The organism is Exiguobacterium sp. HSB13 (assembly GCF_056764755.1).
Genome location: NZ_JBUZOM010000006.1, coordinates 1 through 18,734, shown reverse-complemented (window position 1 = coordinate 18,734; position 18,734 = coordinate 1). Strand labels below are relative to the sequence as shown.

The following is an 18,734-nucleotide window of genomic DNA, read 5'->3' as shown; positions in this document are numbered from 1 at the left end:
TTTGGAACCCCAAAGCGTTGCGTTCAGTTATACCGATTCATCAAAGCGAGAAACGGTGTGTCTATGAAGTCCGTCGCTACATCGACAGACGCATTGAGTACGTGTTGCAGACTTCCTTGTTCCGCCTTCGAAAAATTCATTAACACCCAGTCGATGACTTGGATGGGTGCCGGTGGTCGACCGACGCCGAGCTTAAGGCGCTTGATCTCCTGCGTCCCGAGGTGCTGGATCAACGACTTGACGCCATTATGACCGCCTGCACTTCCTTTTGAACGCAAGCGTAATTTCTCAAGCGGTAAATCCAGATCATCATAGATGACGAGCACATCCTCGACTGCGATCTTGTAGAAATCAAGCAATGGGCGTACTGCTTCGCCTGATAAATTCATATACGTCAATGGCTTGACGAGCACAACACGCTCTCCGTTTATCATTCCCGTTCCGAAGAGGGCTTTAAACTTCGATTCTGAAAGCGCGATTCCGTGTTTCTCCGCTAAGGCATCAATCGCAAGAAAACCGATGTTATGGCGTGTATTGGCATACTTCGCTCCGGGATTCCCTAATCCGACGATACATTTCATATCGATTCCTCATTTCTGTTTAAAAAAGTAAACGAACAAGGGTCCGATTTCAATAAACCGGACCACGTCGTTCGTATGCATCAAGCAATCAGCTGAAGAGCGGGCTGATTGATTTCTGTTCGTGTACACGGATGATTGCTTCTGCAAGCAAGCGTGCCACAGAGATTTGTTTGATTTTGCTTGCACATTCGCGTTGCGTTAAGTCGATTGTGTTCAAGACGACGAGTTCTTCGATCGCTGAGTTCTCGATCCGTTCCATTGCTGGACCCGAAAGAACAGGGTGTGTACAACATGCATAGACTTGTTTCGCTCCGTTTTCGATCAAAGCGTTCGCTGCAAGTGTGATCGTACCCGCTGTATCGATGATGTCATCGATGATGATGGCAATCTTGCCATCGACTTGACCAACGATGTTCATGACTTCTGCGACGTTCGGTTTCGGACGGCGTTTGTCGATGATCGCGATTGGTGCTTTTAATTGTTCTGCTAATTTACGTGCCCGTGTGACACCGCCATGGTCTGGAGAAACGATGACGAGTTCGTTTGGATCGATGTTCTTTTTCTCGAAGTATGAAGCGAGAAGCGGTACACCCATCAACTGATCTACTGGAATATCGAAGAACCCTTGGATTTGTGCTGCATGGAGATCCATCGTCACGACGCGTGTCGCCCCTGCTACTTCAAGCAAGTTCGCAACGAGCTTCGCCGTGATTGGCTCACGTGAACGTGCTTTGCGGTCTTGACGCGCATAACCGTAATACGGAATGACGACGTTGATTGTCCGTGCAGACGCCCGTTTCAGTGCATCGATCATGATGAGAAGTTCCATCAGGTTTTCGTTGACTGGTTGGCTTGTCGATTGAATGATGTAAATATCATCTCCTCGGACGCTTTCTTCGATGTTCATCGAAATTTCGCCATCACTGAAGTGTTTGACTGAACTTTCGCTCACCGGAATTCCGATGACTTTAGCGATTTCCTCTGCCAATGGTTTGTTCGAGTTGAGTGCGAAAATACGAATTTCATGTTCTAAGACAGTAGACATGTGTAGGTGGCCTCCATTTGTTTGGGTTTAGACGAGTAGAGCGACAAGTAATGAATTAACGATAATCAGGTTTCGTCGTTTGACGTTCCCGTGCGATCGCGAGACCGTTTTCCGGCACATCATCCGTGACGGTTGATCCGGCAGCAACAAGGGCGTTCTTGCCGACCGTGACCGGTGCAATCAAGTTGACGTTACAGCCGATGAAGGCATCGTCCTCAATGATCGTCTGGAATTTATTTTTTCCATCGTAGTTGACCGTGATTGATCCACAACCGAGATTGACGTTTTCTCCGATCGTCGCATCTCCGACATAGCTCAGGTGCGCTGATTTGCTACCTTCACCAAATGTTGATTTCTTGATCTCAACAAAGTTTCCGACGCGTGTATTCGCTCCGAGAACCGCTTGTTGACGTAAATGCGCGAATGGACCGACTTGTGCCGCCGGACCAATCTTGCTATCCGTGACGACCGATTGACGAACGATTGCGCCATCTGCCACTTCACTGTTACGGATATCCGAGTTCGGACCAATCGTACATTCTGAACCAATGACCGTGTGACCGAGTAATTGCGTCCCAGGATAAAGAACAGTATCTGAACCAATCGTGACGTCCGGTCCGATATACGTCGAAGACGGGTCAACGAACGTGACACCTTGACGCATCCAGTACTCGTTCGTCCGCTTACGCATCGATGTTTCCGCTTGCGCAAGTGCGACGCGGTCATTGACACCGATCGTCTCTTCGAACGTAGGTGCCGCATACGCTGCAATCGTCTCGCCCGCTGCTTTAGCGATCTCAATCACATCTGGTAAGTAATACTCACCTTGCGCGTTATCGTTCTTGACCTGCTTCAGCGTCGCGAACAACATCTCGTTATCGAATACATACGTACCTGTATTGATTTCCCGAAGTGCGAGCTCTTCTGCATTCGCATCCTTATGCTCGACGATTTTCGAGACGTTTCCGTCTTCGCCACGAACGATTCGTCCGTAACCTGTTGGATCGTCAGCGAGTGCCGTCAAGACAGTCACTTTTGCGTTTGTCTCCGCATGATGTTGTAACAATGAAGCCAGTGTGTCACTCGTCAAGAGTGGTGTATCGCCACAGACGACGAGTGTTGCTCCCTGTTCGTTCCCGAGTACGGGTTCTGCCATTTGAACAGCATGACCTGTGCCAAGCTGCTCACTTTGAAGTGCGTATTCCACCGATGTGCCAAGCACTTCTTTGACGGATTCCGCACCGTGACCGACGATGACGACCTGTCGCTTGACGCCGAGCGTCGCTAATTGATCGACGACGTGCTGTACCATAGGTTTCCCAGCGACTGGGTGAAGTACTTTGTAAAGCTTCGATTTCATCCGAGTTCCTTTACCCGCTGCTAGAATTACCGCGAAATGATTCATCCTTGTCGCTCCTCCACATAAATTAGTGTTGATTTCGTTCTGAAATAGTACACTCGTTCCAACTATAACGAAAATAGCATCGTTATTCAATGATGGGACGAAGCGGAATCGAGGAAAAAGCGAGAAAAAAGACAGGTTTTCCCAAGAAGAGAAAACCTGTCTTTTTCTTATGCTTGATCTGTCGTTTGGGCAGAAGAGACTTCGTAACCGACGCCATCTTCTTGATCCTCACGTGCCGCATAGGCTTCGAGTACTGAATCTTCGACCTTTTTTCGCATTAATGCATTGATTGGATGAGCGACATCCCGGAAGATACCTTCTTGCGTTCGTTTGCTTGGCATGGCGACGAAGAGACCACTGTTCCCTTCGATCACACGCAAATCATGTACCACGAATTCGTGGTCGAGCGTAATAGAGGCAAGTGCTTTCATTCGACCCTCTGCCACGACGCGACGAATTTTAACGTCCGTAACGTTCATTTTGTCCGCACCCCTTTAACCGTTGTCACAACTCTTCGTTGTCTACTTCTACTTACGGCTTAAAACAAACAAAGGTTTAGTCTTTCCCAATCTTTTTACGCATAATTTCCAAAAGTTTGATAATTACAGTATAGTTACAATCCATGCGGCTGTCAATTTCAGGTAGTCTCAGCTTCTGAGAAATAGTGGTCGACGTTTCCACGCTTGACTTGGATTTGACCAAGATCGACGTCGACGTCCGCTAATTTCATCAAGCTGACGTATTCATTGACCATCTTCTTCTCGGCACCCTCTGCCTCAATCAAGACACCAACGCCTGCGACCTTGGCTTCGAACTCGCTCAAGAGACTCATCATTCCGCGAATCGTTCCGCCGGCTTTCATGAAGTCATCAATCAATAAGACGTTCGCCCCACGTGGTAAGCTCCGACGCGCGAGTGCCATCGTCCGAATCGCTTTTGAAGACCCCGAGACATAGTTGATGCTGACCGTCGATCCTTCCGTAACGCGACTATCCGAACGCACGATGACGAACGGCACACCCAGTTGCTCAGCAACCGCATAAGCAAGTGGAATCCCTTTCGTCGCGATCGTCATGACGACATCGACTTTCTTTTGGCTAAAGACAGATGCAAACACTTGCCCCATTTGTTTGACCATCTTCGGATCCCCGAGTAAGTCCGTCAAATAGAGATATCCCCCAGGTAACAGTCGATCTGGACGTGCGACACGTTCACATAGATCGTCGATGAACGGTAAAGCCTTCTTACTGCTCCACGTTGGGATGAACATGACGCCACCCGCAGCACCTGGTACCGTGACAAGACGACCTGTTCCCTCATGTTCTAACATCTCGCTGACGATATCTAAATCTTCACTGATCGACGATTTCGCCGATTTATAGCGTTCTGCAAAAATCGTCAATGAGACGAGATGATGGGGATGGTCAAGCAAGTATCGCGTCATGTCGACCAAGCGACCACTTCTCCGAATTTTCATTTGTTTTGTTCCACCTCTCCGTAATTCCGAATATTCAATAGTGAATATATCATTTTCATACGGATATTATCAATGGTTTTCGCCTAAAAGACGAACGACGTAGACTTCATTACAAAAGCCGCGTAATCCATTATAGAGACGTTGTGCCCGATTCTCGTGCTCCGTCAAAGCAAAGACGGTCGGACCACTTCCGCTCATTAAGACACCTTCTGCGCCACAACTCGCCATGAATTCCTTGATTTGCTCGACTTCTGGGTGCATCGGCAACGTGACTGATTCGAGAACATTTCCGAGTGATTGGCAGATGCCTTGGAAATCTTGGCCTTTCACCGCATCGATCATCGCTTCGACGTTCGGACGTTTTGCCGTGTTCAAGTCGAGGGCACCATAGACGTCAGCCGTCGAGACACCGATCGTCGGTTTAGCAAGAACGACCCAGCATGGGGGTGGTGAGACAAGTTTTTCTAGCTTCTCTCCGCGACCCGTCGCAATCGCTGTTCCTCCCATGACACAAAACGGAACGTCGGATCCAACCGCTGCGCCGACTTCCGCCAACTCTTCCAGCGTCAAGCCAAGTTGCCATAACTCGTTCAAACCACGTAATGTCGCTGCCGCGTCACTAGAACCACCAGCGAGTCCCGCTGCGACCGGGATGTGCTTCTCTAAGAAGATTTCTACCCCTGTCTTGACGTCGTATTTTTCTTTTAAGATCGCTGCTGCTTTATAAGCAAGATTACGTTCGTCGTTTGGAACGTAAGCATGCTGGGCATTCATTCGAATTTCTCCTGACGGCAGCTCCGTCAATTCTAGACGGTCTGCCAAATCGACTGTCGTCATCACCATATGTACATCGTGATAGCCGTCCGGGCGCTTTGCCGTCGCATCCAGGACTAGGTTGATCTTGGCCGGAGCCTTTACAATAATCGTCATCGTGCCGTTCCTCCTCTAGTTCGTTTCCTGTAGGAATTGTATCAACCTTTCCACAAAAAAAGAAGCGAACATTTTGTCCGCTTCGGAAGGTAAGTTTACGAATTCGCAAATTCGATTTGTACGGAGTCTGTTAGCACGTCGGCGTAGCTATAAGAAACTCGCTCGACATTGTGGCGCTCTGCGTCTAGCTTGACTACAAACACCGAAGGATACGTCTCAACGAGCGTTCCGATTCGGGTTACGACCTTTTTACGACCGCCGCTTGCTTTTAGCGTCAGTCTTTCACCAACATGTGTTTCGAAAACATGTCTGATTTCGTTCAACGTCTTTGGCATACGCTTCACCTCACTAATATTTATTATAGCATATTAAATAAATATTAGAAAGGGGAAATATTATATCTGTTCTAATCGTATCCGTCAACGTTTTTTAATTGGCAAAAGTGCATCCGCTAACTGTGCGAATTCCTGCAGGCTGAGCGTTTCTCCGCGTCGACGTGGTTCGATTCCAGCTTCTAACAATGCCGCTTCGACCGCCGCCTTTTCCGTCTTCCCGAAGTGGGTCGTCAAGTTATTCAGAATCGTTTTCCGACGCTGTGCAAAACTTGCTCGGACGATTTCGAAGAAGAGTGCCTCATCCTGTGTCTGTACCGCAGGCTCTTTTCGAATGTTCAAACGGATGACTGCTGAATCAACATTTGGTGCCGGAATGAAGACTTGCTTTGGAACCGTAAAACAGACTTCAGCTTCTGCATAATACTGAATCGCAATCGACAAGGAACCGTACGCTTTTGTTCCTGGTTTCGCACCGATTCGTTCAGCGACTTCCTTTTGAATCATCATGACGAGCGTTCGAAACGGTGCTTTCGCTTCAAGGATCCGCATGATGATTGGCGTCGTGACATAATACGGAAGATTCGCGACGACGGCAATGTCAGTGATGCCTTCTTGCGTGAATTCTTCTGCGACGATCGTCGAAAGATCAAGTTCAAGGGCATCGCCGTGAATGACCTTCGTATGGGGATACGGTGAAAGTGTATCGTCAAGAATCGGTAGCAACCGCTGATCGATTTCAAGAGCGACGACTTTTTTCGCCTGTTTCGCCGATTGTTCCGTCAATGACCCGATTCCCGGTCCGATTTCGAGTACACCGCTCTCAGGCGTTAATCCAGCTGCCCCAACGATGTTTCCTAATACATTTAAATCGATTAAAAAGTTTTGTCCTAACGATTTTTTAAACGAAAAGCCATGTTTCGCTAAAATTTCTTTCGTCCGGTGCAATGTAGCAATGTCTTTCAAACTTCTTCCTCCTCTAGTTGTTTCAACGCCGCTTCCCATTCCGCACGCGTGATCCGGATCGATGCGACGCGTTTGACGAGTTGTTTTGCATTTGGTTCACCGATCGCAAGAATCTGACCGAGACGACGACGACGGATCGAGGCTGCTGGTCCACCGATTAAGTCGGCTGCTAGAATCATCTCACGTGTCACTTCGGCAACCGGTGCTTCTTCCGTCTCATAGACAGCAGCGAGCGCCTCTGCGATTGCGGCAGGTGAGGCATGTTCCACACCGATTTTGCCTCGTTTATCTTTTGCTTGGGCACGCGGAAGATAAGCATGTTTACAGCCTGGTACGCGTTCATTGATGCGGGCACGGATACGATCTCCTGGAAAATCAGGATCCGTGAAGATGATGACACCGCGTCGTTCAAGGGCCTTCTCGATGCGTTGCATCGTTTGTTCATTAACGGCTGAGCCGTTCGTTTCAATTGTATCGACATCAAAAACTTCCTGTAATCGTGTCGTATCATCCCGTCCTTCGACGACGATGACTTCTTTTAAGCGTTTCCGCATGATCTCTCCACCTTCTTCAAACACTCTCGTAATTGTACCTGTTTCCACGAAAAAAACAAGGAAGCGTCACGTGTCCGCTTCCGTTGCACTAGGAATGACCCAGACTTGCAGTTGTTTTCGACCGAACGTCTTCGCTGTTTGTTCTCCGTCGACCAAGACATCGATCTTATTGCCTTTGATGGCGCCACCGGTATCGAGGGCGATCGCAAGACCCACTCCTTCGACGTAAACCTTCGTACCAAGCGGAATGACTTTCGGATCAACCGCGATAATCGGCATCCCTTGATAGGTGATCGTATCCGTCACGTCATACCCGGTCGCTGTCAAGGCACGTCCGTTATACAAACGACTGCCGTTCGAAGCTGGGTCGTTCGTATACGCCGTCGCTTCGACCATTAAACTCTTCGCACTCGAAAAATCAAGGTCTGCATCGGCTTTTGGTGTTTCCGTTAGTGGATTCGTCGCCTGTTCTTCGTTGAAGACGGGCGTTTCGGTAGGTGTCTCGACTGGTTTTGTACCGACTTTGACGACTTGTTTGACAGGTGTCTGGGTCACTTGATCACCAATCAGTTTTTTCTCTTTACTGAGACCGTCAGCTAACGTCAACTGATACTTTTTTGTTCGGACACCCGGACGACCAGATGCCGTTACGAGTTGCTCGCCTTCCGGCAAAGTCGGATCCTCGACTTCTTCGATCTCAAACGGAACGAGCTGTTCCTGCGTCAACGTCGCACGACGTGTCGTGTTGACCGTAATCAACGTCCCTTCCGTCACACGCGTATCAGGATCCGGAGCAACCCGGTCTTCTTTTTGCAAGCGGATTCCTTCTCGCGCTAACAATTCGCGGACGGACGTCTCATACGTGTAGATTTGTCGGGCTTTTCCACCGACGACGAGATCAACGGGAAAAGCTTCCCGGTACCGCACCGTCATGCCGTTTGTCAATACAGCATCAGAGGACGGATAGATATCATCGGTGTCTGCTTTCTTGATGCCGCGTTCTGCAAGCAAATCCTTCACTTGCCGTGCCTGCGTCCGAACCCGACGTGATTCACCATATCCCATGATCAGCGTGATTTCTTTTGCCCGCTGAATGACGATCAATCGTTTTTCCGGCAAGTCGGCACTAAGAGCCGGTTCAATCACATCATTGTCACGCGTCGTAATACCAGCTTCTTCGAGTGCTCCATAGACAGAGTCAGCTGTTGTTTCAATTTGCTGTTCTTGACCATCAATCAAGACAGTCACAGTCTGTGGATGATCCATCATCCCATAGACGAGTGCAGCCGCAAGTAGCAGGCTGCACCCGATCGTAACGAATGTCAACGAACGCATCATGGCAGACGGAAGACCCGTTTTGCATTTTCTGTCGTCGCCGCTTCCACATCGGCATACATCATGCCACGGAGCTGCGCAATCTCTTCAGCGACGAACCGGACGTAAGCTGGTTCGTTGCGTTTTCCGCGGTGCGGTGTTGGTGTCAGATACGGACAATCCGTTTCAACGAGTAAACGATCGAGCGGTACTTCCTGTGCGACACGCTTCGGCATCTTCGCATTCTTAAACGTCACGGGACCACCGAGTGAAATGTAGAAGTTCATCGCCAGGCATCGTGGTAGCAATTCAGCACTCATGCTGTAACTGTGCAGAATCCCCCCGACTTCTTTTGCATCCTCTTCTTCAAGAATTCGTAACGTATCTTCTGTCGCTTCCCGGTTATGGATGACGATTGGCTTCTTTTTCTGCTTCGCGAGACGGATCTGTTTACGGAAAGCTTCCTGCTGCACGTCCTTCGGTGACGTGTCCCAGTGATAGTCGAGCCCGATTTCTCCAAGCGCGACGACTTTTTCATGGTCCATCAACCGTTCGACCTTTTGATAAGCTTCCTCATCAAAATCAATCGAGTCGACAGGATGCCAGCCGATGACCGCATAGAGATCGTCATACGCTTCGACGAGCTCCATCGCGCGATCAATCGTCTTATGATCAAATCCTACGACGATCATTGGTGAAACGCCATTTGCACGTGCCCGCTCGATCGTCTCGTGGACGTCATCCGCAAATTGGTCTGCATTCAAGTGAGTATGTGTATCGATTAACATAGCTATTCGACTCCTTCTTTAAAAAAATGCCTGTGACATGAAGTCCACAGGCATCGGTTTTATTTTACGCTTGCGCCGTTCGCCATCGTTGACGGGACCGTCGCCAGTTCAAGTTTTCCTGCTTTCTCAGCAGCAAGGACCATTCCTTGTGAGAGTTCGCCACGTAACGTGACCGGTTTCAAGTTCGCCACGACGATGACTTTTCGTCCGACTAAATCTTCCGGCTCATACCACTGAGCGATACCGGAGACGATTTGGCGTGTTTCATTCCCCATATCGACTTGTAGCTTCAATAGTTTTTTCGCCTTTTTGATTTTCTCAGCCGTCACGACTTCACCGACACGTAATTCGATCTGGTCAAAGACATCGATCGTCGTTTCTGGACGAATATCTTCGTCTTCTTCTTCAACTTCTTCTTCCTCAACACGTGCTGCAGAAGCTTGACGCATCATGTCGACGATTGCTTCGACTTCTTCTTTGACGTCGAGACGTGGGAAGATCGGTGTCGCTGTACCGACTTTTGTTCCTGGTGTGATGTCTGCGAACTTCTCGAGCGCTGCCCAGTCCATCGCTTGTCCAGAGAGACCGAGTTGCGCAAAGATCTCTTTTGGTGAACGCGTCATGAACGGTTGCAACATGATCGCCACGTGACGCAAGACGCCGACGAGATGCACCATGACTGAACCGAGTTCGACTGTTTTCGTTTCGTCTTTTGCAAGCACCCACGGTTGTGTCTCATCGATGTACTTATTGGCACGGCTGATCAATTGCCAAATGTTCGACAGCACAACAGAGAATTCCATGTGTTCCATCGATGCTTCGACTTTCGTGACCGTTTCTTTTGCAAGATCCGACAGTGTCGCATCAAACGGTGTCACGTTACCTGTATAGGCTGGGATCTCACCATCAAAGTATTTCGTGACCATCGCGATCGTCCGATTGAGTAAGTTCCCGAGGTCGTTTGCTAAATCGTAGTTCATCCGCTCAACGAATGCTTCAGGTGTGAACATACCGTCCGAACCGAATGGCACTTCCCGTAAGAGGTAGTAACGAAGAGCGTCGAGACCGTAACGATCCGTCAATGGAATCGGATCAACGACGTTTCCTTTTGATTTCGACATTTTTCCGTCTTTCATCAACAACCAACCATGTGCGAAGACTTTCTTCGGTAATGGGAGGTCAAGCGCCATCAAGAGTGCCGGCCAGATGATCGTGTGGAAACGAACGATTTCTTTTCCGACGAGATGGACATCTGCTGGCCAGTACTTATCGAAGTTACCGTGATCGTCCGTACCATAACCGAGTGACGAGATATAGTTCGTCAACGCATCGATCCAGACGTAGACGACGTGTTTTGGATTCGACGGGACTTGTACACCCCAGTTGAATGTCGTCCGTGAGACCGCTAAGTCTTGAAGACCTGGTTTAATGAAGTTATTGATCATTTCGTGTTTACGTGATTCTGGCAAGATGAATGACGGATTCGCTTCAAAGTACTCAAGCAGACGATCCGCGTACTTACTGATCCGGAAGAAGTAACATTCTTCGCGAACGAGTTCGACCGGGTGTCCGCTGTCAGGGCTCTTCCCATCGACGAGTTGTGATTCCGTATAGTACGTCTCATCCGGAATCGAATACCATCCTTCGTATTCGCCTAAATAGATATCGCCTGATTCAAGAAGTGTTTCGAACACTTTTTCGACGACTTTCTTGTGACGTGGTTCTGTCGTCCGAATATAATCATCGTACGAGATGTCGAGACGATCCCATAAGACTTTAATCTGTTCGACGACACCGTCGACGAATGCCTGTTCCGAGATCCCTGCTTCTGCTGCTTTTTCCTGGATCTTTTGACCGTGCTCATCGCTACCAGTCAAATACCGGACGTCGAATCCTTGAAGCCGTTTGTACCGTGCCATCGCATCTCCAGCCACCGTCGTGTACGCGTGACCGATATGTAGTTTTGCACTTGGATAATAAATTGGGGTCGTGATATAAAATGTCTTTGCCATGTTATTCCTCCGTTCTCTGATTTCCATCTTCATTATAGGCTATTATACGCTGTTACGGGACTGATGTCGAAACTCACTTTTTGTCGAATCGAAACATTTTTTGACATCAGACATCAAATTACAAAAAAACACACTTTATAGTTTCATTTCCTTTAAAAAGGGAAAATGTATTAATAAATCGTTTCAAATATGGTGTTTTTGAGAAATAAATGACATTTTGATTTCAAACTATTCAGATTGGTTGACTACTTTTGGAAAGTCTAGTATTCTACATTCTATAGAAACGATGTCGAATTTTGACGATTTTTCAAAAGAAAAAGAGATCCATGACATCAAAGGAGGAACAACAAAATGAAATCAACAGGTATTGTACGTAAAGTAGACGAGCTCGGTCGTGTCGTAATTCCAATCGAATTACGCCGTACACTTCAAATTGCAGAAAAGGATGCCCTCGAGATCTATGTCGACAACGAACAGATCATCCTTAAAAAATATAAACCAAACATGACTTGCCAAGTAACAGGAGAAGTATCAGAAGATAACTTCAAATTGGCTGATGGTAAATTGATTCTTTCACCAGATGGCGCACAACGCGTTCTCGTTGAATTAAAAGATTTCCTCGATCGTCACTACGCAAGCAACGAATAAACAAAAAAGGAAGCTCCTGACGGGGCTTCCTTTTTTTAATCTGCTTCGTGAAACGCAAGGTACAGTTCCTGACGATCGAGTCCCCGTTCCTTTGCGACACGCTTCAACGCTGCATTCGGCTTTTCGCCTTCTTCGATGTACCGACGAATTTGCTCGAGTGGATCACTGTCTTGAATGACCGCATCCGGTCGTTCTTCGTTTGATCCTTCGACAAGAACGACGAACTCACCCCGAACGTCTTCTGCTGCCCAAGCGCGTAATTCACTCACGCTACCCCGAATGTATTCTTCATACCGTTTCGTTAGTTCTCGCGCTAACGTCACCTGGCGATCACCAAGCACTTCCTCGATCCCTTGCAACATCTCTTTCAAACGATGCGGTGCTTCATAGAAGACGAGGGTTCCCGATTCGTACTTCAATTGCTCTAACGCTTCGCGGCGCTCTTTTTTCTTCCGTGGCAAAAAGCCATAATACAAAAAGCGTTCTGTCGACAGACCGGACGCGACAAGAGCTGTCAACGCAGCATTCGCACCCGGAAGAACGATGACAGGAATGTCTGCAACGATTGCTTGGCGAATCAAATCGCTTCCCGGATCCGAGATACCAGGCATACCGGCGTCGGAGACGAGGGCGACTTGCTTTCCTGCCTGCAAGTCGGCGAGTAGTCGTTCGCCGCTAGTTTGTTTATTGTGTTCATGGTAACTGACAAGCTTCGTCTCAATTGAAAAGTGCCGAAACAGTTTCATCGTCTGGCGCGTATCTTCTGCTGCGACGATATCGGATTCCTGTAAGATCCGGACGGCCCGATACGTCATGTCTTCTAAATTGCCGATCGGTGTCGGAACGATATAGAGTCCTGCTCCTTGCTGTTGATAGCTACTCGTCGCTTTCATGACGTTCCTCCTTGAATCAAACGTTCTTTTTGTGAACGTGTTAATTGTTTAATCGCATACTCCCGCTTCATCGCTTCCGATTTCGTTGCGAAGACTTCCTGATGAACGAGGACGACCGGTAGACGGGCGCGTGTATATTTCGCACCCTTACCTGCGTTGTGTGTCGCGATGCGTTGCGTGACGTCTACCGCGTAACCCGTATAAAACGTATCATCTTGGCAACGAACGATATAGACTGCATGCTCAGACATCGAACAGTTCCTTCATCTGAGCCGCATACGAGTTGTCCGCCTCATAGACGATGAATGGGGGGAGCACCTTCAGTCCAGGTTTTGCATCCTTGATCCCCTCGATCAAGAGCATGTTTGCTTCCTTCCCTGCTTTCGGATAAATCAGCTGCATCCGTTTCGGTTCCAAGCGATATGTCCGCATCAAGGTGACGATATCGAGCAGTCGTTCCGGTCGATGAACGAACGCTGCTTTTCCGCCTTGTTTCAGTAAATCCGCAGCACCCCGAATACAGTCTTCAAGGGTACAGAGGACTTCATGTCTTGCAATCGTATAATGTTCACTTTGGTTTTGGTTCGATGTCTCGTTTGCTAAAAAATAAGGCGGATTACAGGTGACAGCATCATAGATGCCGTATCCAAGACGCGCCCCCGCCTCTTTGACGTCCCCTTCAATCATCTCAATCTGGTCGTTCAGTTCATTCAAGTTGATGCTACGTCGTGCCATCTCCGCTAGTCGCGGTTGAATTTCAAGACCTGTGATCTGCCCTTTCGTCCGGTAGGATAAAAAGAGTGGGATCGCACCGTTTCCTGAACAAAGATCAGCAATCCGTCCCTGTTGAATCGGGACCCACGCAAATCGTGCGAGCAGTGCTGCGTCGAGTGAATAGGAGAAGACGGATGGACTTTGAATGATTTTCCCTTCTTGTCCTAAGAGATAATCAAGTCGTTCGTCTGGTAATAGTTCAAACATGTCGTGCCTTCCTTTCCGAAAAAAAGACTGACTCATGTAGAAGTCAGCCTCTCAATGTTTCGTTAACATGGATAAGCAGAAGAGACAATCGCCGTCTTTTCGTACTTGTCCATAATGCAAGTTACAGATGTGAAACCCTTCCTGGTACAATCGTCCGAGATTATCGTAGCCCGCACCGACGCCCGCTTCCGCTTCTTCCGCTTCCGTGACCGGCTGTTGTTCATCGCGTTCGACTTTTTCCCGAAGATGATGATTCTCCAGATACAGATGTTGGTTCTCTTCCATCATGTAAGCCAGCTGATCCTTTAACACGCTCAGATGCTCAGTCAGCAAATGAATCTGTTGCTCAATCGCATCGACACGCGTAATGATTTCTTTTTTATCGACTCTCTCCACGCGTATGCACCCCGTTATTCTTTTGGTCGTTTTGGTTTTACGGCACCAACGGATAATAGTTCTTCCATTGAATACGTCAAGACGCGGGAACGATCCTTCAGTTCGATTTGAACGACTTGATCGAGGATGTTCAATCCAACGACGCGTCCTTCGCCTTCAGGTACCGTCAAACGTTTTCCGTAGTCCGGCAAATCACGGCGCATCTCTTCATACGTATCGTTCTCATATTTCAGACAGCACATCAAACGACCACATACCCCTGAAATCTTCGTCGGATTCAACGATAGATTCTGATCTTTTGCCATCTTGATCGAGACCGGTTCGAACTCACCGAGGAAAGACGAACAACATAAGACACGACCACATGGACCGATGCCTCCGAGTAACTTTGCTTCATCCCGAACACCGATTTGACGGAGTTCGATGCGCGTCCGGAAGACAGCCGCTAAATCTTTGACGAGCTCACGGAAGTCAACACGTCCTTCTGCCGTGAAGTAGAAGATGACCTTATTGCGGTCAAACGTGTACTCGACATCGACCAATTTCATATCGAGTTTATGTTCACGGATTTTTTCGACACATACCGCATGCGCATCCAGCGCTGCGACTTTATTTTCGCGGACGATCATTGCATCTTTATCGTCAGCAATTCGAAGAATGGATTTCAGTGGCAATACCACATCTTCTTCGTCCATTTGTTTATCGGCGATGACCACTTCGCCATATTCAATGCCCCGTACCGTCTCAACGATGACTGCTTGTCCTCGTGATAATGACTCTTGTCCAGGTGCAAAATAATAAATTTTGCCCGCTTCTTTAAAGCGAACGCCTACTACTTCTAGCATGTCGCTCTACCCTTTCTGTAAGTCAAACATGAGACGCTCAACTGTTAATTGGGGATTAACATTCGCTTCGACCCGTCGGACTGCGGCAAGCACAGCTTGTAACCAGCGGGTGATCGTCGTCTGGCTCTTGGACCCCATCTGTTCAAATTGGGGTTTACTATTCGTATAGGTCATACCTTCCCACGCCGGGTTCAGTTTCAGACGTAAGACATCCTCGAAGAAACAAGTGACGAGTTCAAGACCGATTCGGACATCCTGACGGTTCTTGAATTGCCCCATCCATTTCTCTTGTACGAACAGTGGTAAATCAGCCGGACGATTCGCTAATTCCTCCATCAATTGTAACACTGACGCTCGCGCATTTACAAACCAGTCTTCGAGTAATGCTTCTTCCGCATCCTCGACTTTTGGGTAGACACGCGCTGCCAGTTGCGTCAACTCGTGGTCCCGTCCCGTTTTTTCAGATAAAACAGCTCCGATCATTTGACGATCCGCTGGACGAAAACTTAATAACTGTCCCCGTGATCGAATCGTCGGTAGGAGGAGCTGGGGTTGGTTCGTCAACAATAAGGCCACTTTTCCTTCTCCTGGTTCCTCAAAGAACTTCAGCAAACTGTTTGCTGCTTGGGGAGTCATCTTATGGGATTGAGTAATGACATAAATCTGACGATCGCCTTCAAGTCCTCGGAGGGAGAGATCATGCATCAATTGTTGAATCTGTTCTTTTTTGATGGTCGCGCCATCTGGTTCGATTTCATAATAATCGACCAAGTTGCCGCTTTCCATCCGCCGACAGCTACGACAGACACCACACGGCTCTACATCGACCGGTGCCTCACAAAAAAGGCTTTTCGCGAACAAGTGAGCCGCTTCAAGTAGAAGCGGCTCATAGTCTCCGGTGAAGATATAAGCGTGATTGATTCGATCGTTTCGTAACGAATTTTGAAGAATCGTCGAAATGACCGATTGTGTCTGTTCCAGTTCATGAAACGTCTGCATCAGAATTGATGGAATCCTTCGATTGGCAAGACGAAGACTGTCGCCCCGCCTACCTGGACTTCAACAGGGTACGGAATATAAGAATCGGCATGACCACCCATTGGTGAGATGGGAGAGACCATCTGTTCACGGCTCGAACAATTCTTTTTGATCAATCGTAATAGATCATCGAGACGCTCACTCTGTACACCAATCATGAACGTCGTGTTTCCCTCTTTAAGAAAACCACCTGTCGTTGCCAATTTCGTTGCTCGGAAATCATGCTCGACAAGCGCTTCCGCCAAACGTAAGCTATCTTTATCTTGAACGATCGTAATGACCATTTTCATGAGAATCTCTCCTTTTCTTCTAAATACGTAATGACATCTTTTACTAAGTCCTGATGAATTGCTTCAATCGATCGATTAGCTTGTACGATCTGCACCCGTTCTGGATCCGATGCTGCAATCTGTTGGAAACCTTCATAGACGCGGGCACGAAACGCATCGTCTCGTTGCTCGATTCGATCAAGTGCTCCCCGGTCCATCATTCGTTTTTTAGAATCCGTTACCGTTAAATCAAATAAATACGTTCGGTCTGGTGCTAATCCACCTGTTGCAGAATCATTGATTTGACGCACGAGATCGATCGGATGTCCAAGACCATACCCTTGATATGCAAGTGACGCATCAACGAATCGGTCACATAAGACGATTGTGCCTGCCTCTAATGCCGGTCGAATCAATTCTTCGACATGCTGGGCACGAGACGCTGCATACAGCAGAATTTCCGTCATCTCTTTCATCTCTTCAAAATCAGGATTCAAAATCAACGAACGAATTTCGTTTCCAACGCGTGTACCACCCGGCTCACGTGTCGTCTTGACGTTATAGCCCTTTTCTTTTAACACATCACTAAGCAATTGTAGTTGTGTCGTTTTACCGGCACCATCCGGTCCTTCGACAGTAATGAACGTACCTTTCATCCTTCAAACCCTTCCTCTATGACGCGTAACGCTCCTCGTTGCAATTGTTCGCCCCCTTGCAAATGAACGGCTACGGTTTGATAATGTTGTAAACGTAGTACCTGTTCCGCCGTAATGCGTTCGCCTCTGACGATCAACGGAATGCCTGGCGGGTACGGAATAATCGTTTCGAGTGAAACATGACCGATACACTCATCCAGCTGACGGAACGTACCTGTTGCTTGTTCTAACTGTTCATAAGAACAAGCTAAAGCAGATACCTGTATTTTACCCATAATTGGTTGCTCGATATACCTTTTCAAAGGAATTCCTTCTGATTTCATCATTTGAATGGCTCGTTCGACACGATGGATCCAGTCATTCTGCTCAGACTTTGCTAGTGGACGGAGCGGCAAAATACAGACGACGTGATCTCCTAGAGCAAATTCGGCATCGAGTTGAACAGATTGTAATGCATGCAACAACGCATCTCCTGGATATCCCTCATACGTTAATGTCATTCGCGACCAATCATCGAAGCGAAGGACTGTCATATGATCGAACCGTTGAAGTGCTTCGACGAACGCATCATGACTAGCCTGAATATCTGACATATCTTTAACTGTCCATTGTTCACGATAGGAACGGGCATAGTCTAATGAAGCCAACAATAAATACGAAGGACTTGAAGTCTGAAACGCTTGGAGCGCCCGCTGTAACTTCCTTCTCGTCTTTTCTGAAAATCGCTCGTGCATCCATGCTCCCATCGTTAGTGCGGGAAGCGTTTTATGGGCAGATTGAACGACCGCGGTTGCTCCTAATTCAAATGCTGAGCGCACACCAAATGCTTCACCGAAGTGTGCACCGTGTGCTTCATCCACTAATAAAGGGAGTTCATGCGACGCTGTGAGCTGAACGAGTGACATGATATCAGCTGCTTCCCCGTAATAGGTCGGTGAAGTGATAAACACGCCAACCCCTCCTGGATATTTCGTAAACGCTTCCTTTAATGTTTCACGTGAAACATGGCCACTAATTCCCGTTTCCTCATGAATATCTGGTTCAAGAAAGATCGGTTCGATGCCTAGCCATTCTAACGCATTGAACACGGATTTATGCGAGTTACGCTGTACATAAACACGCTCTCCTCTTGTTGCTATAGCGGCAAGCATCGCCCAATTCCCAACAGTCGAACCATTCACAAGGAAATGACTCGCTTTTGCATCATAGACTTTTCGCAACAAAGCTATCGCGTCTGCAATGGCCTCTTCCGGATGATGAAAATCATCTAGACCAGGTAATTCTGTGACGTCCCATTTAAAAAAGTCAGGAAGGGGTGTCAATGTCCCATTCTTATGTCCAGGAACATGCCATGAGATGGGCGTTCGATCTAAGTGACGTTGAAGTGCATGTACAATAGGAAGTTCGTGTTTCATGAAAAAACTCCTTTTCCACTAAAATGGTTACACAAAAAGACCGACCTGCAATCTGCAGATCGGTCAAGTGCCTGGCAACGTCCTATCCTCACAGGGGGAAGCCCCCAACTACTTTCGGCGTTCAAGTGCTTAACTTCCGTGTTCGGCATGGGAACGGGTGTGACCACTTGGCTATCGTCACCAGACGAC

Annotated in this window: 22 protein-coding genes and 1 rRNA gene; 1 reads left to right on the top strand and 22 read right to left on the bottom strand. The window is 48.0% G+C overall.

What is annotated here, in order from left to right:
* Positions 1-23: 23 nt before the first annotated feature.
* From pth to metG, 12 genes are all read right to left on the bottom strand, one after another.
* Entirely contained in the window at positions 24-581 is a 558-nt protein-coding gene (gene pth / locus ACZGCQ_RS16425; protein ID WP_029343055.1) for an aminoacyl-tRNA hydrolase, read from the bottom strand.
* Positions 582-669: 88 nt separating this feature from the next.
* A complete protein-coding gene (locus ACZGCQ_RS16420; protein WP_012368955.1) occupies positions 670-1,626 on the bottom strand; it encodes a ribose-phosphate diphosphokinase in 957 nt (318 codons plus the stop codon).
* A 55-nt stretch (positions 1,627-1,681) separates the two neighbouring features.
* Positions 1,682-3,031: a bifunctional UDP-N-acetylglucosamine diphosphorylase/glucosamine-1-phosphate N-acetyltransferase GlmU gene (glmU, locus tag ACZGCQ_RS16415; RefSeq protein ID WP_214809544.1), complete on the bottom strand. Its 1,350-nt coding sequence runs from the start codon at positions 3,029-3,031 to the stop codon at positions 1,682-1,684.
* 167 nt (positions 3,032-3,198) lie between these two features.
* Complete coding sequence (spoVG, locus tag ACZGCQ_RS16410) at positions 3,199-3,510, bottom strand: septation regulator SpoVG (RefSeq protein WP_029343053.1); 312 nt, start codon at positions 3,508-3,510, stop codon at positions 3,199-3,201.
* A 158-nt stretch (positions 3,511-3,668) separates the two neighbouring features.
* Complete coding sequence (gene purR / locus ACZGCQ_RS16405) at positions 3,669-4,508, bottom strand: pur operon repressor (protein WP_023466544.1); 840 nt, start codon at positions 4,506-4,508, stop codon at positions 3,669-3,671.
* A 69-nt stretch (positions 4,509-4,577) separates the two neighbouring features.
* On the bottom strand, positions 4,578-5,438 hold the full coding sequence (gene ispE, locus ACZGCQ_RS16400; protein WP_440719066.1) for a 4-(cytidine 5'-diphospho)-2-C-methyl-D-erythritol kinase: 861 nt from the start codon (positions 5,436-5,438) through the stop codon (positions 4,578-4,580).
* 95 nt (positions 5,439-5,533) lie between these two features.
* Entirely contained in the window at positions 5,534-5,773 is a 240-nt protein-coding gene (locus ACZGCQ_RS16395) for a Veg family protein (protein WP_012368950.1), read from the bottom strand.
* Positions 5,774-5,857: 84 nt separating this feature from the next.
* The gene (gene rsmA / locus ACZGCQ_RS16390) at positions 5,858-6,736 is read right to left on the bottom strand and encodes a 16S rRNA (adenine(1518)-N(6)/adenine(1519)-N(6))-dimethyltransferase RsmA (protein ID WP_023466540.1); all 879 of its coding nucleotides are present in this window, start codon (positions 6,734-6,736) and stop codon (positions 5,858-5,860) included.
* Positions 6,733-7,290: a ribonuclease M5 gene (gene rnmV / locus ACZGCQ_RS16385; RefSeq protein WP_481266852.1), complete on the bottom strand. Its 558-nt coding sequence runs from the start codon at positions 7,288-7,290 to the stop codon at positions 6,733-6,735. The genes rsmA and rnmV overlap by 4 nt, the downstream gene beginning before the upstream one ends.
* Positions 7,291-7,356: 66 nt before the next feature.
* Positions 7,357-8,628, bottom strand: a complete 1,272-nt coding sequence (locus tag ACZGCQ_RS16380; protein WP_481266851.1) for a ubiquitin-like domain-containing protein — start codon at positions 8,626-8,628, stop codon at positions 7,357-7,359.
* Entirely contained in the window at positions 8,625-9,392 is a 768-nt protein-coding gene (locus tag ACZGCQ_RS16375) for a TatD family hydrolase (protein WP_023466535.1), read from the bottom strand. Before ACZGCQ_RS16375 ends, ACZGCQ_RS16380 begins: the two co-directional genes overlap by 4 nt.
* Before the next feature lie 59 nt (positions 9,393-9,451).
* The gene (gene metG / locus ACZGCQ_RS16370) at positions 9,452-11,431 is read right to left on the bottom strand and encodes a methionine--tRNA ligase (protein WP_481266850.1); all 1,980 of its coding nucleotides are present in this window, start codon (positions 11,429-11,431) and stop codon (positions 9,452-9,454) included.
* A gap of 324 nt (positions 11,432-11,755) precedes the next feature.
* On the opposite strand from metG, the gene ACZGCQ_RS16365 reads away from it, so the two are divergent.
* Entirely contained in the window at positions 11,756-12,052 is a 297-nt protein-coding gene (locus tag ACZGCQ_RS16365; RefSeq protein ID WP_023466531.1) for an AbrB/MazE/SpoVT family DNA-binding domain-containing protein, read from the top strand.
* A 35-nt stretch (positions 12,053-12,087) separates the two neighbouring features.
* Here the strand turns inward: ACZGCQ_RS16365 and rsmI are convergent, their stop codons facing one another.
* From rsmI to rrf, 10 genes are all read right to left on the bottom strand, one after another.
* The gene (gene rsmI / locus ACZGCQ_RS16360) at positions 12,088-12,945 is read right to left on the bottom strand and encodes a 16S rRNA (cytidine(1402)-2'-O)-methyltransferase (RefSeq protein WP_029343048.1); all 858 of its coding nucleotides are present in this window, start codon (positions 12,943-12,945) and stop codon (positions 12,088-12,090) included.
* Complete coding sequence (locus ACZGCQ_RS16355) at positions 12,942-13,196, bottom strand: GIY-YIG nuclease family protein (RefSeq protein WP_481266849.1); 255 nt, start codon at positions 13,194-13,196, stop codon at positions 12,942-12,944. The genes rsmI and ACZGCQ_RS16355 overlap by 4 nt, the downstream gene beginning before the upstream one ends.
* Entirely contained in the window at positions 13,189-13,926 is a 738-nt protein-coding gene (locus tag ACZGCQ_RS16350; protein ID WP_481266848.1) for a tRNA1(Val) (adenine(37)-N6)-methyltransferase, read from the bottom strand. The genes ACZGCQ_RS16355 and ACZGCQ_RS16350 overlap by 8 nt, the downstream gene beginning before the upstream one ends.
* Positions 13,927-13,977: 51 nt before the next feature.
* Complete coding sequence (gene yabA, locus ACZGCQ_RS16345) at positions 13,978-14,328, bottom strand: DNA replication initiation control protein YabA (RefSeq protein ID WP_119182633.1); 351 nt, start codon at positions 14,326-14,328, stop codon at positions 13,978-13,980.
* 8 nt (positions 14,329-14,336) lie between these two features.
* Complete coding sequence (locus ACZGCQ_RS16340; RefSeq protein WP_029343044.1) at positions 14,337-15,167, bottom strand: PSP1 domain-containing protein; 831 nt, start codon at positions 15,165-15,167, stop codon at positions 14,337-14,339.
* A gap of 6 nt (positions 15,168-15,173) precedes the next feature.
* Positions 15,174-16,166, bottom strand: a complete 993-nt coding sequence (locus tag ACZGCQ_RS16335) for a DNA polymerase III subunit delta' (protein ID WP_481266847.1) — start codon at positions 16,164-16,166, stop codon at positions 15,174-15,176.
* Complete coding sequence (locus ACZGCQ_RS16330; RefSeq protein WP_023466519.1) at positions 16,166-16,495, bottom strand: cyclic-di-AMP receptor; 330 nt, start codon at positions 16,493-16,495, stop codon at positions 16,166-16,168. Before ACZGCQ_RS16330 ends, ACZGCQ_RS16335 begins: the two co-directional genes overlap by 1 nt.
* Positions 16,492-17,130 (bottom strand): dTMP kinase, encoded by a 639-nt coding sequence (gene tmk / locus ACZGCQ_RS16325; RefSeq protein WP_481266846.1) that lies wholly within the window; start codon positions 17,128-17,130, stop codon positions 16,492-16,494. Before tmk ends, ACZGCQ_RS16330 begins: the two co-directional genes overlap by 4 nt.
* Positions 17,127-18,545, bottom strand: a complete 1,419-nt coding sequence (locus tag ACZGCQ_RS16320; RefSeq protein WP_481266845.1) for an aminotransferase class I/II-fold pyridoxal phosphate-dependent enzyme — start codon at positions 18,543-18,545, stop codon at positions 17,127-17,129. Before ACZGCQ_RS16320 ends, tmk begins: the two co-directional genes overlap by 4 nt.
* A gap of 69 nt (positions 18,546-18,614) precedes the next feature.
* Positions 18,615-18,730: ribosomal RNA gene (gene rrf, locus ACZGCQ_RS16315) — 5S ribosomal RNA — on the bottom strand.
* Positions 18,731-18,734 lie beyond the last annotated feature (4 nt).